Genomic DNA, 15,026 nt, shown 5'->3' on the forward strand with positions numbered 1-15,026 from the left:
ATGTCCCTTTGCATACATCGCCTGTATTATCTCTTCTTTTGAGGCATTCCCCTTCCCCGTCGTTGCCTTCTTTATAGTACTAACAGGAACGCCTTCATAAGCTATCTGATGATGCTCGCACCATGTGGTTAACGTTGCTAACAAACCACCGTAAACATGCGCCGCATCAGTACCAACATGCCGGCGCACCTCTTCAAAATACACGGTATCAATACTACCGGCTGTTGCTTTCATTTCTGTAAGCCATTGCTTAAAGCGCAAATAACGCATCCCCCCGCCTTCAAAGCGGCGTGATTGAAAATTAACCGTGCCACTGAATATGTGACCATCCACACCACGTATCGCCCAGCCCGTTTTGGTACCTAGATCAAGACAGAGAATCGTGTTAGTCATTTGCTATTCCATTAAAAATTATTTTAAATAGTATCCAATCATCATTTTTTTTCGAAACCGCAGGGGAAAATATGCAAGAAAAGCTAGAAAATTTGGAAAGCCAATTGGCTAATATCAAAAAGAAAATTACGATATTAGAAAAAAATGCATCACAAAATTTAGAGCCAGGGATAGAGATTAATATTGAAGAACCTAAAATTGAAGTTACACCGCCATACGATATTATTACTGTAGAATTTGAAATCAAAAATCCTACAAAACAACCAATAAAAATGAATCATATACGAATGGACGAAAATAGCCCATTTCAATTTGTTGAAGCATTCCATAAAACTCACAATTCGCGTTATCGAAAGACACTAACAACTAGTCCAAAGATGTCTCTAAAACACATCGATTTAATAACATTTCCCACAGATTCCATAACTCAATACGAATTAGAAAAAGGTATTGATTTATTTAGTTTACATAGCGGATCTGCTTGCTCTTGGAGCGTAAAAATACGACCTACAGATAGAGAAGCCCCCAATAAGATAGCCGTTCCAATTTTTATTCTTGAATACACCTCGTCAAATGATCCATATGAAATACTTCAAATCCGTTTTTGGCCTGGTTTTTTCCGTCAGAAGCGCTCACAACAATTTTTATCCTCCTTTGAAGATTAATAACTGGACTGTTCTATGCTTCTTCGTTTTTAAAGGCGAAGAAGCAAACGCATCTAATAATTTATTCTGTTTTACTGATTATAGCCCTTAAAGGTCCCTACAATTTTTTTTTCGAGGCTGTTTCTTCTAACTCGTTAATTGATATACTTAATTGTGCTATTAATTTTTCTTTTTCCTTCATTTCTGCTCTGAATTTTTGTGCTCTACTGCGATATAACAAAACAAAGAATGACATAGCAATAAAACAAAAAAACGTAGTTACATTGGTCGTAAAAAGCACAATAATCGCTGCTAAACTGTAATCCATTTTTATTTCCTTTCTTTATATAATCTTTTGCTCTTTTAAGAGTGTGAATTGTGCTGTTGCGACGCGCTACGTTGTTTGGGTGATTTTACACGAACAGACAAATCATCAACAAATGCGGGTGTTGAAGATAATTTAGAACCAGATGATTGTATTCCATAGAAAAACGATAAAAAGTCTTCCACTTTAACAGGCGCCCCAATTCTTTTAGCTTCATTTAAAAGGATAGGGATATGCTTTATTGGAATTCGTCCACCAGTTCCGCCCTTTGATACAGGACGAAGCCAAACATATACACGTGTTCTATGTACCCCAAGCAACTGAGATACCTTACGAACCCCACCTAATAGATTTATTATTTCCGAAAATTGTTTCATAGCGCATTATGTAGCGATTATAAAAACAATGTCAATAAGAAAAAATTAATAATGAAATTATATGTTGTTGAATTAGAAAATGACGAGTGTATACAACAGAACTACAATAAAGAGATGAAAATAAGCATTACTCAATGGTTACAAAGTGCCTTAGCTGAATCTGGATTAAGCCAATCAGAGCTTTCAAGGCAGTTAACTAATTCTTTAGGAAGATCAATAGATCGTGCTGCTGTAAATAAAATGTTGAAGGGAACAAGAGATATTTCTGCTCGAGAATTACTAGAAATATCAAAACTTACTGGTGCTTCTATTCCCAACAATCATTGGGTTCCTTTGATTGGATCTGTCGGAGCTGGAGGAGAGATAGTTGCTATAGATTCTGGTTGTTTAGAAGAAGTAGAAGCACCACCAACATCTCCCAAAGGAACCGTTGCTGTTCGTGTTGTAGGAGATTCTATGTTTCCAGCCATTGAAGACGGAAGTCTTCTCTTTTATTCTTATCATCTCCCTCCGGAAAACCTTATCAATAATCGCGCTATAGTAAAAACCAAATGTGGAAAAGTTTACATTAAAGTATTACGCTTAGGTAAAGAAAAAGGAAAATGGGTTTTATCCAGTATAAATGGTAAGTATGCTGATATTGTAGATGTAGAGTTAGAGTGGTGTGCACCTATCGACTGGATTAAGCCTTCTAGAAGATGAATTAGTATTTTACCTTTCTTCAAATAATTCAACCATTTTAAAATCTCGGTGGTTTTATCCAGTCTATGGGTGCAGTCCAAACTAATGCAATATCTTTTATTTCTGGATACAACCTATTTAAACTCTCTAAATTAAATAAGGTAGGCTTACTACCTTGTTTGATTATTTTGACAAAACAACGTCCGTCTTGCGTATAGACAATTGCTTTTTTATTAAGAAGTAAACTTGGAGAAATCTTTTCTGAATAAAATAAAATTGATTTATCCTCAATGAAAGGTTCCATTGAGTCTCCTTCAACTTTTACTGCATATGTACCTTTTGTAATGTATGGGGGGATTTTAACCTCTTCAAGCCAACCATCTTCATAGGGGATAATTTCTGAACCTGCTCCTACATAACCCATTAAAGGTATAGTTTTTTTTCGCGGAAGTGGATATTGTGTAATTTCCTCAATTGCTATACCTTCTTGTGCACTTATTCCTCGTTCACCTGTTAGCATTTTATTGACTGCAGAGCGGTAGATAGGGCGATGTATTTTCTCACTTAGTTGCCTAGCAAGCGATGATTGAGATAATCCAGATTCTTGTAAAGCTTCGCTTAGCCAAATTTTCATAACGTTATTCATGGTTTCCATTATACCTGTAGATAGTTCGGATTCTCTCTCGGAGGTGTCTTGTTGCTTACCACTCACGTGGTTCATTTCATAGGCTCTACGATGCTAAGCTATACTTTGAATACCCCATATTGTCTAAAAAACACTTAATACGCACAACAGTGTTTTACGGCAAATCACGATAAATTCTTAATTTGCTAGTTTAAAAAAATTTTTAAAATCGCTACATTTTTTATTGACTTTGTTTTTATAATCGCTACATTAGTATCCATAAACCACACACAAGAGATCGCCAAGAGGCGTTAGGGAGGGGAGATTATGGATAAGCCAATTCTTATTAATTCCGATGAAATTTTATTAGTTATCTGTGATGATGATCAACATATTGGGCATTCCGGTCCACTTGATGAAAGCCAAATTCTAGAGATTGTTGATGAAACAGATGATACTATACAAATCTTCCGTGTAAATCCTTCTGAGAAGAGTTGTGAAGATATCTCTGAAGATATTGCAGAAGCATACATAAAAGAAAATATAGAATTTCTTGATGAGGACAGCAAGGTTCATTCTTATGTATGTGAAAGCGCTGCCTACAATAGACTTTTAGACGATATTGCAGACGAAAAATATAATGATTCAGTCTACGGTACTTATGAAGAACAGCACCGTTTACGTCTTTGTGATGTTATTCCAAACTATTCAATCTACACAAGGCGTTCTTAAAGGACGCCTCCTTTTCACAAAAATTCAACATACAAACTAAGGCTGTTTTTTCTCAAGAACGACCAAGACAGATTCTACACTAAAAAAGAAGACATAAAAATTTAACAATTAAACAACACCCCTTTTAACACAAGCGTGATTCACGCAACGGGTGAATTGCGCGCTAATGGAGGAAAACAAGATGAATGAACAAAATACTAACCTAACAGAAGTTGAAGAAACACAAAATTTAGCAGCAAAACAAACTGCTATGGACCTCATTTTAACAAGAGCATTAGAAAATGATATCGATATGGATCGTCTCGAACGACTTATCTCCTTAAGAGAAAAGGAAATAGACCGACAGAATTACCAAAACTTTGTCCGTGATCTTTCTTTAATGCAAACGCAATATCAAAATATCCAAAAAAACTCTATAAATACTCATACAAATAGCCAATACGCTACCCTTGATCAGCATATTGATGCTGTAAAGGAGACCCTTTCAAAATACCACTTCGCTTTGTTTTCTCGTATCAAGGAACAAAATCATGACAATATCGTCATAGAAATGACTTTGACACATCCATCAGGCAACAAAATATCGACAGAAGGGAAATTTCCTTATGATGCTAAAGGATGCAAATCAGTCATACAATCTGTTGGCTCTACGATCACCTATGCACGCAGATATCTGTTAAGCATGCTTCTTAATGTCGCAAGTAAAGAAGACGATACAGATGGGAATATGCCTCAAAAACAAGCTTTTCCGCAACAAATCAATGAAATCAGAAGGCTTATGGTACAAACAAAAGTAGAAGAAAAAAAGATACTTTCTTATGCAAATGTCGAAAAGCTTGACGATATCTCTGATCAGAGCGCGCAAACCATTTTGCACCTTTTAAAAGATAAACAAAATAAGCAAATGGCATCAACACAACAACAAACGGCGGTGTGATATGAAACAAAGAACAGCAGAATGGTTTCAAGCGCGATTAGGGAAAGTCACCGCCTCTAATGTTTACAATGTACTCAGTAAGACAGCAAAAGGATTACCTACAAGCAAATATGAGGATTACAAAATGAAACTCATGACAGAACGCTTAACAGGAGAAATAAGCCAATCTTATATAACACCGTCTATGCAATGGGGTATTGAACATGAAGAGGATGCTCTGAAAGAATATGAATTCATTTATGATGCCGATGTCATAAAATGCGGCTTTATACCACACCCTACCATGGCAATGGCGGGGGCTAGTCCTGATGGTTTGATTGGTAAGGATGGTTTAGTTGAAGTTAAATGCCCACAATCAAGAACGCATTTGCGCTTTTTTCTTTATAATGAGATTAAGCCTGAATATCACGCGCAGATGCAATTCCAAATGGCATGTACAGGACGCAAATGGTGTGATTTCATTAGCTATAATCCACAATTTGTAGGCAGATCATCTCACTTGCGCATGAAAATCAAACGCATCCACCGTGATGATGAACAAATTGAACAGATTACTAAAACAGTCGAGATCTTTTTAGCAGAGATAGAGCAAGACATGAAACAGATCTTGACAAAAGCTGCTTAACCCTATGGGGGTGCTCTCTCCTCCCAGCACCCCCACCCTTTCCTAACAACTTTCAAGAAATGCGTACTTCACGCCACAGGCAAATTGTACCTAAATTAAGGGGAATAAACATGGGACACCGCCCACCTACTATAACACAACCAGCTATTGCACGTGCTTTAAGAGAAGCAAAAAAACAAGGAGCAGAGGTCGTAGAAATCAAACCTACCGGTGAAGTACTTATTCATATCAATAAAATCATGCCCTCAACAAACAAGGGGAATGCTTATAGCATTGAAGATTTCCCTCCGCTTGAAAATGAACAAGATGAAAATAGCTTCAATAATTTTTGCCCCCCTGTTAATGATCTAAAGTTTTAGCCATGCCAAAACGTCGTCCACCACATCTTGTTCGTGAACGAACGCGCCATGGGAAAATCATATGGTATGTTCGTATTGATCATGGACCACGGTTTCGCATTGAAGGAACCTATGGAACACAAGAGTTTGTTGACAATTATACGCTTGCTATTAAACAAGCGCAAAGCGGTTCTTCAAAAACTATGAAGCGCACGAGACTCACAGAAGGGTCTTTTGATTGGTTATTGCATCAATATTTACAAAGCATGCAATGGCATAATCAATCAGAATCAACCAAAAAAGTTAAGTATAGAATTCTGAACAATATTTCTAAACATATTGGGGACCGTGCTTATAAAAGTATAGAAAAACAACATATCCTTGATGCCGTAGACAGAAGACGAGAGACTCCAGCCGCGGCTAGGCATTTTTTAACGGCTTTAAATGGTCTTTTCAATTGGGCGGTTGATAACGTTCTTTTAAATAGAAATCCTGCTTTTAATATAAAACCACCAAAATCTTTTAACTCCGAAGGTTTTGCACCATGGTTAGAAGAAGATATTGAGAAATACTATCATCACTGGAAATTAGGAACGCATGAACGTGTATGGATTGACGTCCTTTTATATACAGGTTTACGTCGTGGTGATGCCGTTCGTATCGGCTGGAAAGATATCACAACAGATAATATTATTCATTTAAAAACAGAAAAGAGCCAATTTAAAACAGATGTTTTTCTCCCGATTTTGCCAGAACTTGCAGAAACACTTAAAATTGGACCTATTGGAGATGAAACATTTATTTGCGGTAAAGAAGGTAAAAAACTGACCAAAGAAAGTTTTGGTAACCTATTTCGTAAAGCTTGTAATGTAGCAGGTATTAAAAAATCAGCCCATGGATTGCGAAAATTAGCAGCAACACGTGCAGCAAATGCAGGTGCGACAGTTTCGCAAATGAAAGCGCTTTTTGGCTGGACAGAAGATAACATGGCATCCCTCTATACCAAAACAGCCGACAGAAAACGGCTTGCAATAGAAGCAATCAAAAAACTTCAAAAAATTTAGAACAATGAGTGGCTGCTAAAAAACAAACCAAAGCCCCGTCAAAATTATGAATGAAATTAATGCGGCATTTGAGATGCATCAGAAACCAGAGGAGAAATAGGTGGTTGTGTCTGTTGCATTGTTTGCCATAAATTATAATTCGTTTGCATATCCAGCCAAAATTTTGCTTTACTAAAGCCAGCTAATTCTAATTTTACTGCAAGTTCGGTACTCATAGAGGCATGTCCGTTAATCACTCTTGATAGAGAAGCTCTTGTCATATGGAGATGATCAGCTAACTTTTGTATTGTTATCCCCATTTCTTCTAAGAAAGCTACTTTTAGAACTTCGCCCGGATGTGCGGGGTTATGCATCATTTGTTTTAGTTCCTTTCATCAATGGTAATCTTGATAATCGACAAGCTCCACATCTGTTCCTATAAATCGAAAAGTAACACGCCAATTTCCATTCACCCATATAGAATAGTATCCTGTAAGTTCACCTTTAAGAGGATGCATTTTAAAGGCAGGCGCTTTCAACATTTCAGGCGTCGTAGCACTCGTTAAAGCCGTCAAGATAACGCGTAATTTTTTCACATGATCTGATTGAATAGCTTTTGTAGAACCTGTTGTATAAAATAATTTTAAGCCCTTATGTTTGAAGCTCACAATTGCCATTACCGCCCCTTATCGTATACTATCACTATACGATTAACAACAATAATAGTCAAGTACCCTGCTAGCAAATCCAGTTATCCAGATAAAATGATTGAGTATAAGCTATAAAAAGTTAGGGATAGGTGGAAAATAAGTTAAAAGAATCAACGGAATTAAAACTCCCGAACTTTTATGCAACCTATTGATTTGATTAAATATTGGCTGGGGTACCTGGATTCGAACCAGGGAATGCCGGTACCAAAAACCGGTGCCTTACCGCTTGGCTATACCCCAAAAAATACGATCACACTCGCTTTCGCACCTTATAGCGATTCCTATGACTGTACGCAATCTGAAAATCAAAGCTCTCACTTTTTTATCATAAAGTTTTGAAATTTTATTAATATTAATGCAAAACTTGTAATAGAAACTCATACTTTCCTCCCCTCTTAACACAAGGAACAGCTCTTTATCCATCAATTGTTTTGTATTTTATTCATTTACTTTATAGGAGCATAGAATACGAGTTTTGTGCTTTGCTGATGCATTTTCCAAGTTATCATAATATACATTTTCTTGATACATTCCAATCTAAACTGTGAAAATGAGATAGAAGCATAGACAGACTCTCTGTGCTAATGATTTTTTCTCAACCGCATTTTTGATTTTTTTATTCCGTCCAAAATAACCCATATTCTTCCACTAACAGTTAAAAACGACAACGCACAACGAGCATAATTGGTTTATCATAAAAAAGATCAGTTTTTATCACTATTTATAAAAGACTGCTCCTAGTCTTACCTTGCAAAAGTTGGAGATATTTTGAGTGATTAAGTGCGTAGATCCTAAAAAATACCTTATAGAATCATCAAAATTAATGACCATCAACAAATATTCGACATTTGCTTTTAGATGAAGTAAATGGCAAATTGGATTTGTGAAGTAAGCTTAACAATTAAAATCGAGGAGATTTTCAAATGGCTTTTGAATTGGCCCCGTTGCCTTATGATTATGATGCCCTTTCGCCTTATATGTCACGCGAAACACTTGAATATCATCATGATAAGCATCACCTCGCTTATCTTACCAATACCAATAATTTTGTAAAAGATTTAGGGTTAGAAAATGAAAGCCTTGAAGATATTGTTAAAAAAAGTTTTGGAAACAATGTTGGGCTGTTTAATAATGCGGCGCAATATTACAATCATAACCATTTTTGGCATTGGATGAAAAAAGGTGGTGGTGGTCAAAAACTCCCTGAAAAACTAGCAAAAGCTGTTGAAAGTGATCTAGGTGGCTATGATAAATTCCGCGCTAATTTTATTGCTGCTGCCGGTTCCCAATTTGGTTCTGGATGGGCATGGGTTGCTGTTAAAGATGGAAAGCTTGAAATTATAAAAACGCTTAATGGTGAAAATCCTTTAGTTCATGATGCTCAACCTATTCTTGGCGTCGATGTGTGGGAACATTCCTATTATATTGATTACCGCAATGCGCGCCCGAAATATCTTGAAGCTTTCGTAGATCATTTAATTAATTGGGATTATGTGTTGAAACTTTATGAAGATTGTGGATTGTAAGCTGTCTGAATGGTTTTTCGCTTTTTACTAAAGTTCCCATAATCAATTAGATTATGGGGACTTTCGAAAAGATATAGATATTTTAAATTAACAGCAATTTTTTCCTACTATTTTCAGAATATATGCGTAGATATATGCAATCTCTTCTAGCTTCGAAAAACGTCCAGCTGCGCCTGCATGACCTGAGTCCATATTAGTGCGCAATAAAATTACATTATCATCTGTTTTTAAGTCTCGTAATTTTGCCACCCATTTTGCAGGCTCCCAATAAGTTACACGAGGATCTGTTAATCCTGCCATCACAAGCATAGGAGGATATTTTTGAGCTTTAACATTATCGTAGGGTGAATAGGACATGATAAGCTTATAATCTTCTTCTGATTCAAGAGGATTTCCCCATTCTGGCCATTCTGGAGGTGTTAATGGAAGTGAAGCATCTAACATAGTATTTAAAACATCAACAAAAGGCACATTCGCAACGATTCCAGCAAAATCCTGCGGAGCTATATTGGCAATGGCTCCCATCAGCATCCCTCCCGCTGAGCCACCTTGAGCAATAAGGCGATCATGAGAAGTAAATTTATTTTCTACAAGGTAGCGCTCACAAGCAATAAAATCTTTAAAGGTATTGTATTTAAAGAGATGTTTTCCTTTCTCATACCACTCAACTCCTTTTTCTTTTCCTCCACGAATATGAGCAATTGCATAAATAAAACCCCTATTAACCAAAGAAAGCACAGTGCTATTAAAACTGGCTGGAATGGAGATTCCATAGGCACCATAACCATAAAGCAAACAGGGTGCACGACCATTAAGAACAGTAGTTTTATGATAAAAAAGTGAAATAGGAATTTTCTCACCATCATCTGCTATTGCAGTAATACGTCGCGTTACATACTCATCCTTATTATGCCCAGAAGGAATTATTTGCGTTTTTAAAAGCATTCGTTTGCGACTTTTCATCTCATAATCAAACACTTGATCTGGTGTTGTCATAGACGAATAGGAAAAACGAATAGTTTGACTGTTATATTCTGCAGCACCTTGTAGACCTAAAGAATAAGTTTCTTCGGTAAAATCAATGGAATGAATTTGTTTAGTGATACGCTCCATTATTTTTATACGTGGAAGCCCCTCAAAACGTTCGATCCAGATAAGAAAATCTTGATAAGCATCATGGGATAATATGAGGCATCCCAACTGATGTGATACAAGTTCAGACCAGTTTTCTGATTGTGGAGATGCATACGGCGCTACCATAATTTTGAAATCTTTTGCATTATCCAGATTGGTCAGAATATAAAAAACATCACCGCCTTCTGTTAGTGAATATTCAATACCTTTTTGTCGCTTCCGTACACATTGGGGAAGGGTGAGCGGCGCTTCAGCAGGGATCAACCAAATCTCTGACGTTTCATGATCATGAACATTAATATAAATAACATCATTAAGTTTAGAACCACTGACATGTAAGAAAAATCCTGGATTATCTTCACGAAAAATAAGCTTATCTTGCGATTGATCAGTGTTTAATCGGTGATAATAAAGCTCTGAAGGTCTGTGGTTTTCATTCATTTTAATATAGAAAAAACCTTCCGATTTAGCATCCCACACAATTTGTCCCGATGTATTAGTAATTGTGTCCATACAGTCAGACAATGTTTCCAAATTACGAATTTTAGCTGTATAGAATTCTGATCCTTTATCATCATAGGTCCATACTACATGTTTATGATCAGGAGATTCTTGAACTGAACCAAAATTGAAATATTCTTTCCCTTCAGCTAAAACATCACCATTAAGATAAATGTTTTTTTCTCCCCCATCTCTGGATGTACGAAAATAATGTGGTTGTTGACCTCCAGTAACATAAGAAAATCCATAAGCAAAAGGACCACGTTTTATAGGAACAGAACTATCATTCTCTTGAATACGGTTCTTCATTTCAGTAAAAAGCAAATCTTGTAATGACTTTGTATCAGCCATCTGCAAAGCCTGATAAGTATTTTCTTTTTCAAGATACTGTCGTATATTTTCATCAAGACAATTCGGATTTTTAAAAACATCTTGCCAATTAGAGGCACGTAGCCAATGATAGGGATCATCACGACAAATACCATGATATGTTTCTTTATGAATGATTTTTGATGCTTTTGGGGGTATTGTGGAAGAGTTGTTCATACACGATCCTATATAAAAAAACTAAGAGTTTCGTTTATATGTTAGAATCGTATCATTTATGCAAGTGCATAAAGCTGTAAGTTCCACTCAGTTATAAAATACAACTGCGATAGATTGCACAATTATACCATGTACTTCTGTTTATAGCATATCATAGGGATCGTCCTCTATGAGGATAATGCACTTTTTATAAAAGTGACAGACTAGAAAAATAAGGTTATTTTGTAGCAGAACTAATTTTTATTGGAAATAATATAAATTTATTTTCAATATATAAAATTAAATTTACTTTTATACAATATATTTATGTTTTATTATATAAAATATATTTTTATTTGCAATATTAATTTATATTTTTAATATTGTAATGTAAAAATCGTGAGATTTTTAGTATATTATATTGTTATGTTTATACTATTTTTGAAATAATTAAATTAATGATATATTTTATTTATAAAATATTATTTAAAAACTATATTTTAAGAGACCAATCATTCAGTTTTTCTTATTGTATATTATGACTAAAAGTAGGTTTTTATTTGATTTTTTTGTGTTTTAGCAATTTTATAGAATAATTGAATTGACAAAAAAGATTTTTGTACAATATGAAGCCTATGTGCATGGATCTCATATCATGAATATATGTGCTGTATCTCGATAAATTACTCGATTTTAAATAAAGGAAACAAGAATGGAACATCGTCCAGTCTTAGAGACTGAAAGCAATTTAGTTATTACATTGGTTGCTGATATTGTTGCTGCCTACGTAAGTAATAATTCTATCCGACCGACTGAAGTGCCAAGTTTGATTGCTGATGTTCATGCCGCTTTTTGTAAAGCGGGGGGGATAGAATTAGCAGAAGTAGAAGTTGAAAAGCAGAGGCCAGCTGTTAACCCAAAACGCTCAATCTTTCCAGATTATCTTATCTGCCTTGAAGATGGAAAGAAATTTAAATCTTTAAAGCGCCACCTTATGACTCATTATGGAATGTTGCCAGAAGAATATCGTGAAAAGTGGCAATTGGATAGCTCTTATCCTATGGTAGCACCTAATTACGCAAAAGCACGCTCCGCTTTAGCAAAGGAAATGGGACTTGGGCGCAAAAGCAAACGGAAAAAAAACAAGTAATAGCATCTAAAAGACTAGTTGCCTTTAAAGCCTTTAGATGTGTGTTTTACAAGATGTTAGTTTGATAGATGACTTTCTTTACGGATTCGTTCAATCATTGATTTAAGACCATTCGATCGTTGTGGTGTGAGGTTTTCTTTTAATCCGAGTGTTTGAAAGAGGCCCTCAGCGTCAGCATTGCGAATTTCAGAAGCTTTTTTGCCTGAATAGAAGGCAAGAAGAATGTAAATTAGCCCACGCACAATATGGGCATCAGAATCACCTTGAAATGTTAATATTGGGTTGTCTGAATTATTACGTGAAGATAACAGCCAGACTTGGCTAACACATCCGGGCACTTTGTGTGCATCATTTCGAGCATTTTCTGGAAAAGGTGGTAATTCGCGGCCTAATTCAATCACATAGCGATAACGATCTTCCCAATTGTCTAGGAGAGAAAAATTTTCTATAATATTTTCAATCGTTTCTGCCATAATTTCAGTCCTATTTTACATTGACGATCATATTACATATACTTTCTTGACAGATAAATAATCATGCTTCTTAGCATAACACCGATCGTGAGCGCTAAAGATTTTTTATTGCAAGATAACGTTCTCAGCTTCATATGCTTCTGTTTTTATGTGGATTCTTATGTCCCTTTTTTTGGTATAATATTTGGAGGAGGATCTTCTATACGTTTATCATTTAAGAGGCGTCCAAAATATTCGTAAGCTGCCCTTGCGCCATAATACGCACGTTCTCCAAGTGAACTTAAAAAGGACTTTCCTACTTTGCAGGCTTCTATATTACGGTCACAGAATTTTCCTAAATCATTTAAAGCTTCCTTAAAAGCAATAATCACATCACTCGTTCTTGTCTCATTATCTCTTTGGGTAGGGGAATGATAATTGCTCGGTTTTTCTACAAAAAACGAAATAATGACAAAAATGAAAAACAAAAATAATAATAATTTGATCAAAAAACGTATCATAAGCAACCAACGCACCGCAATTGTAGATAAAACAAAATCAGTATTTTATATTCCTCTTTATAAAAAATTTATAAAACGATTCTTTTATCAAATTTACAGCATTAACTGCGTCATAATAAGATATGAAGTAGCTGTACAAAAACGGGATGCATTAACTTTTCATTAAAAAATTAACATAAAAACTGCGTAGTAAAAATAAGAGCGTTAAAATATGCCAATTGGCCCTCTTCATCACATATAATGAAATTAGATGTAATTACGACAAAAAACTATACCTAATAACCATGAAAATGCATAAAAATTACGATACTTCATGTTGCAATTTTCTTTTTTATAAAAAAACACTCTATCAGGTTGTACAGATTAAACAGCTAACCTGTTTTTGCAGATATTTTTAAATCTCATTCGTTGATATTTATCAAATATTAGGAAAATAAATTTATATGAGAATATAATGCTATCCATCAGCATTGGGTAAAAATATAAACCTATGTAAATGTAAAACATTTGAAAAATATCACATAATGCTATCAGCGATACAATGGGATAAGTAGATGTGGTTCAATTTTGATTTCAAAGACTACAAAATATCTGCGCAAAAAATAAGGAAGTGACATAAAACTTTCAGTTTAAATGATGATATGTGACGATGCCTCTTAAGAATGTAAATAGTATCGTAGAGTTGAAGGATTTTTTATATAGTCAAAAATGCTGTATAATATGAGATTTTAAAATTTGGATGAGAGCTATTATTGATTTATCAGCTTATACATTCATAAAAAAGCTTATTTATTAATAATTTAAAAGAAAGAGCAATGACGTAGATAAGTCTTCCTCTTAGTGAAAATGAAAATAACTTATAATCATTCTATTAGAAATAAACAAATAAAATAATGGCAAAAAAAAGAAAACAACACAGAACAAAAAAATTAAAACAGCGTAAATACTATAGTAGTATCTTTATAACATTTTTTCTTATAATTAGTTATTTTCTTTTTTGGATAGCAAAAAAACTTTGTTTTTATACAAGAAAAAATACTTTATTTTTTGTTGGATTAATTCTTTTTACTATTAGTTTTGGATTTGTTTCATTTAATGCTTTATTTTCACAAATGATAATACACCAAGATATTTTTACTAAAATGAAGTTCCCATTTGCTCCATATATAGAGCAAAATTCTGCTTTATCCAAGAAAGAAGCAAAACTTCACGCTGTTTCTCGAGACACTTCCGTACCTTTTCAAAGTCCTCTACACAAAAATTTATCTTCACCTGCTTTGTCAGAAAACACACTAAAAATGCAGAAGAAGCTGGCAAAGCTAGGATTTTATGATGGCCCTTTAGATGGAATAGAGGGACCTAAAATGCGTCGTGCCATAGCACTTTGGAAACAACAAACTGCTCACGAAATGCAAAATAATCTGTTACCCAATACAGCAACAGATGAAATTGCGCTATTAATTAAACGTAATGAAATAGAAATAGCACATGAAACAACAAAACCAAAAGATATGCCGCACTTAAAAGAAACTGTTTCAGAGCCTCTTGTTGCAGATATTATACAAGTGCAAAAAGCTTTACGTATTTTTGGTAATCACGAAGTTATTATCACTGGTATAGAAGATCAAAAGACAATAGAATCCTTAAAACAGTTTCAAAAAATGTTTGATCTTCCGATAACAGGTAAAACTGATCACACAGTTTTAATGAAAATGCGAGAAGTTGGTTTGTTGAACTGAAAGAAGCGTCGATTTTATAGAGTAAAAATTGAAACCATGGCAGTAATG

General features: G+C 34.8%; 19 protein-coding genes and 1 tRNA gene. 10 read left to right on the forward strand and 10 right to left on the reverse strand.

The window, feature by feature from the left end:
• On the reverse strand, positions 1-393 hold a 393-nt coding region (locus tag AC0QT4_RS05885), incomplete at its 3' end, for a crossover junction endodeoxyribonuclease RuvC (RefSeq protein ID WP_473200791.1).
• Between the two features lie 71 nt (positions 394-464).
• Here AC0QT4_RS05885 and AC0QT4_RS05890 point away from each other — a divergent pair.
• Positions 465-1,058: a hypothetical protein gene (locus AC0QT4_RS05890; RefSeq protein WP_473200792.1), complete on the forward strand. Its 594-nt coding sequence runs from the start codon at positions 465-467 to the stop codon at positions 1,056-1,058.
• A 97-nt stretch (positions 1,059-1,155) separates the two neighbouring features.
• On the opposite strand, the gene AC0QT4_RS05895 is transcribed toward AC0QT4_RS05890, so the two are convergent.
• Together AC0QT4_RS05895 and AC0QT4_RS05900 are read right to left on the reverse strand one after the other, a co-directional pair.
• Positions 1,156-1,365 carry a hypothetical protein gene (locus AC0QT4_RS05895; RefSeq protein WP_473200793.1) on the reverse strand — a complete coding sequence of 70 codons (210 nt, stop codon included), beginning with the start codon at positions 1,363-1,365 and terminating at the stop codon, positions 1,156-1,158.
• 35 nt (positions 1,366-1,400) lie between these two features.
• The gene (locus AC0QT4_RS05900; RefSeq protein WP_473200794.1) at positions 1,401-1,739 is read right to left on the reverse strand and encodes a helix-turn-helix domain-containing protein; all 339 of its coding nucleotides are present in this window, start codon (positions 1,737-1,739) and stop codon (positions 1,401-1,403) included.
• A gap of 51 nt (positions 1,740-1,790) precedes the next feature.
• On the opposite strand from AC0QT4_RS05900, the gene AC0QT4_RS05905 reads away from it, so the two are divergent.
• The gene (locus AC0QT4_RS05905; RefSeq protein ID WP_473200795.1) at positions 1,791-2,441 is read left to right on the forward strand and encodes a S24 family peptidase; all 651 of its coding nucleotides are present in this window, start codon (positions 1,791-1,793) and stop codon (positions 2,439-2,441) included.
• A 37-nt stretch (positions 2,442-2,478) separates the two neighbouring features.
• On the opposite strand, the gene AC0QT4_RS05910 is transcribed toward AC0QT4_RS05905, so the two are convergent.
• A complete protein-coding gene (locus AC0QT4_RS05910) occupies positions 2,479-3,141 on the reverse strand; it encodes a S24 family peptidase (protein ID WP_473200796.1) in 663 nt (220 codons plus the stop codon).
• A gap of 231 nt (positions 3,142-3,372) precedes the next feature.
• Between AC0QT4_RS05910 and AC0QT4_RS05915 the strand changes: the two genes are divergently transcribed.
• The 5 genes from AC0QT4_RS05915 to AC0QT4_RS05935 all read left to right on the forward strand — a co-directional run bounded on the left by AC0QT4_RS05915 (position 3,373) and on the right by AC0QT4_RS05935 (position 6,741).
• On the forward strand, positions 3,373-3,777 hold the full coding sequence (locus tag AC0QT4_RS05915; protein ID WP_473200797.1) for a hypothetical protein: 405 nt from the start codon (positions 3,373-3,375) through the stop codon (positions 3,775-3,777).
• Positions 3,778-3,958: 181 nt separating this feature from the next.
• The gene (locus tag AC0QT4_RS05920; RefSeq protein ID WP_473200798.1) at positions 3,959-4,714 is read left to right on the forward strand and encodes an ERF family protein; all 756 of its coding nucleotides are present in this window, start codon (positions 3,959-3,961) and stop codon (positions 4,712-4,714) included.
• Between the two features lies 1 nt (position 4,715).
• A complete protein-coding gene (locus AC0QT4_RS05925) occupies positions 4,716-5,339 on the forward strand; it encodes a lambda exonuclease family protein (RefSeq protein WP_473200799.1) in 624 nt (207 codons plus the stop codon).
• A gap of 110 nt (positions 5,340-5,449) precedes the next feature.
• Positions 5,450-5,698, forward strand: a complete 249-nt coding sequence (locus AC0QT4_RS05930; protein WP_473200800.1) for a hypothetical protein — start codon at positions 5,450-5,452, stop codon at positions 5,696-5,698.
• Between the two features lie 2 nt (positions 5,699-5,700).
• Positions 5,701-6,741, forward strand: coding sequence for a tyrosine-type recombinase/integrase (locus AC0QT4_RS05935; RefSeq protein WP_473200801.1), 1,041 nt, complete (start codon positions 5,701-5,703; stop codon positions 6,739-6,741).
• A 56-nt stretch (positions 6,742-6,797) separates the two neighbouring features.
• Here AC0QT4_RS05935 and AC0QT4_RS05940 read toward each other — a convergent pair whose 3' ends face one another.
• The 3 genes from AC0QT4_RS05940 to AC0QT4_RS05950 form a co-directional block, all read right to left on the reverse strand.
• On the reverse strand, positions 6,798-7,097 hold the full coding sequence (locus AC0QT4_RS05940; protein ID WP_473200802.1) for a HigA family addiction module antitoxin: 300 nt from the start codon (positions 7,095-7,097) through the stop codon (positions 6,798-6,800).
• An 18-nt stretch (positions 7,098-7,115) separates the two neighbouring features.
• Positions 7,116-7,397 carry a type II toxin-antitoxin system RelE/ParE family toxin gene (locus AC0QT4_RS05945; RefSeq protein ID WP_004865366.1) on the reverse strand — a complete coding sequence of 94 codons (282 nt, stop codon included), beginning with the start codon at positions 7,395-7,397 and terminating at the stop codon, positions 7,116-7,118.
• Between the two features lie 198 nt (positions 7,398-7,595).
• Positions 7,596-7,670: transfer RNA gene (locus AC0QT4_RS05950), tRNA-Gln, on the reverse strand.
• Between the two features lie 683 nt (positions 7,671-8,353).
• Here AC0QT4_RS05950 and AC0QT4_RS05955 point away from each other — a divergent pair.
• Entirely contained in the window at positions 8,354-8,956 is a 603-nt protein-coding gene (locus AC0QT4_RS05955) for a superoxide dismutase (RefSeq protein WP_473200803.1), read from the forward strand.
• A gap of 87 nt (positions 8,957-9,043) precedes the next feature.
• Here AC0QT4_RS05955 and AC0QT4_RS05960 read toward each other — a convergent pair whose 3' ends face one another.
• Complete coding sequence (locus tag AC0QT4_RS05960) at positions 9,044-11,137, reverse strand: S9 family peptidase (protein WP_473200804.1); 2,094 nt, start codon at positions 11,135-11,137, stop codon at positions 9,044-9,046.
• Positions 11,138-11,828: 691 nt separating this feature from the next.
• Here AC0QT4_RS05960 and AC0QT4_RS05965 point away from each other — a divergent pair.
• Positions 11,829-12,266, forward strand: a complete 438-nt coding sequence (locus tag AC0QT4_RS05965; RefSeq protein ID WP_473200805.1) for a Ros/MucR family transcriptional regulator — start codon at positions 11,829-11,831, stop codon at positions 12,264-12,266.
• A 56-nt stretch (positions 12,267-12,322) separates the two neighbouring features.
• Here the strand turns inward: AC0QT4_RS05965 and AC0QT4_RS05970 are convergent, their stop codons facing one another.
• Both AC0QT4_RS05970 and AC0QT4_RS05975 read right to left on the reverse strand, forming a co-directional pair.
• Positions 12,323-12,739 (reverse strand): SufE family protein, encoded by a 417-nt coding sequence (locus tag AC0QT4_RS05970; RefSeq protein ID WP_473200806.1) that lies wholly within the window; start codon positions 12,737-12,739, stop codon positions 12,323-12,325.
• Positions 12,740-12,897: 158 nt separating this feature from the next.
• A complete protein-coding gene (locus AC0QT4_RS05975) occupies positions 12,898-13,239 on the reverse strand; it encodes a DUF5330 domain-containing protein (protein ID WP_473200807.1) in 342 nt (113 codons plus the stop codon).
• 893 nt (positions 13,240-14,132) lie between these two features.
• Between AC0QT4_RS05975 and AC0QT4_RS05980 the strand changes: the two genes are divergently transcribed.
• Positions 14,133-14,978, forward strand: coding sequence for a peptidoglycan-binding domain-containing protein (locus AC0QT4_RS05980; RefSeq protein ID WP_473200808.1), 846 nt, complete (start codon positions 14,133-14,135; stop codon positions 14,976-14,978).
• Positions 14,979-15,026 lie beyond the last annotated feature (48 nt).

The sequence above is a fragment of the Bartonella sp. EBT8 genome (assembly GCF_055796165.1).

Coding starts and splice junctions, on each gene's coding strand:
- AC0QT4_RS05890 (WP_473200792.1), top strand. CDS start 465: ATGCAAGAAAAGCTAGAAAATTTGGAAAGCCAATTGGCTAATATCAAA.
- AC0QT4_RS05895 (WP_473200793.1), bottom strand. CDS start 1,365: ATGGATTACAGTTTAGCAGCGATTATTGTGCTTTTTACGACCAATGTA.
- AC0QT4_RS05900 (WP_473200794.1), bottom strand. CDS start 1,739: ATGAAACAATTTTCGGAAATAATAAATCTATTAGGTGGGGTTCGTAAG.
- AC0QT4_RS05905 (WP_473200795.1), top strand. CDS start 1,791: ATGAAATTATATGTTGTTGAATTAGAAAATGACGAGTGTATACAACAG.
- AC0QT4_RS05910 (WP_473200796.1), bottom strand. CDS start 3,141: ATGAACCACGTGAGTGGTAAGCAACAAGACACCTCCGAGAGAGAATCC.
- AC0QT4_RS05915 (WP_473200797.1), top strand. CDS start 3,373: ATGGATAAGCCAATTCTTATTAATTCCGATGAAATTTTATTAGTTATC.
- AC0QT4_RS05920 (WP_473200798.1), top strand. CDS start 3,959: ATGAATGAACAAAATACTAACCTAACAGAAGTTGAAGAAACACAAAAT.
- AC0QT4_RS05925 (WP_473200799.1), top strand. CDS start 4,716: ATGAAACAAAGAACAGCAGAATGGTTTCAAGCGCGATTAGGGAAAGTC.
- AC0QT4_RS05930 (WP_473200800.1), top strand. CDS start 5,450: ATGGGACACCGCCCACCTACTATAACACAACCAGCTATTGCACGTGCT.
- AC0QT4_RS05935 (WP_473200801.1), top strand. CDS start 5,701: ATGCCAAAACGTCGTCCACCACATCTTGTTCGTGAACGAACGCGCCAT.
- AC0QT4_RS05940 (WP_473200802.1), bottom strand. CDS start 7,097: ATGATGCATAACCCCGCACATCCGGGCGAAGTTCTAAAAGTAGCTTTC.
- AC0QT4_RS05945 (WP_004865366.1), bottom strand. CDS start 7,397: ATGGCAATTGTGAGCTTCAAACATAAGGGCTTAAAATTATTTTATACA.
- AC0QT4_RS05955 (WP_473200803.1), top strand. CDS start 8,354: ATGGCTTTTGAATTGGCCCCGTTGCCTTATGATTATGATGCCCTTTCG.
- AC0QT4_RS05960 (WP_473200804.1), bottom strand. CDS start 11,137: ATGAACAACTCTTCCACAATACCCCCAAAAGCATCAAAAATCATTCAT.
- AC0QT4_RS05965 (WP_473200805.1), top strand. CDS start 11,829: ATGGAACATCGTCCAGTCTTAGAGACTGAAAGCAATTTAGTTATTACA.
- AC0QT4_RS05970 (WP_473200806.1), bottom strand. CDS start 12,739: ATGGCAGAAACGATTGAAAATATTATAGAAAATTTTTCTCTCCTAGAC.
- AC0QT4_RS05975 (WP_473200807.1), bottom strand. CDS start 13,239: ATGATACGTTTTTTGATCAAATTATTATTATTTTTGTTTTTCATTTTT.
- AC0QT4_RS05980 (WP_473200808.1), top strand. CDS start 14,133: ATGGCAAAAAAAAGAAAACAACACAGAACAAAAAAATTAAAACAGCGT.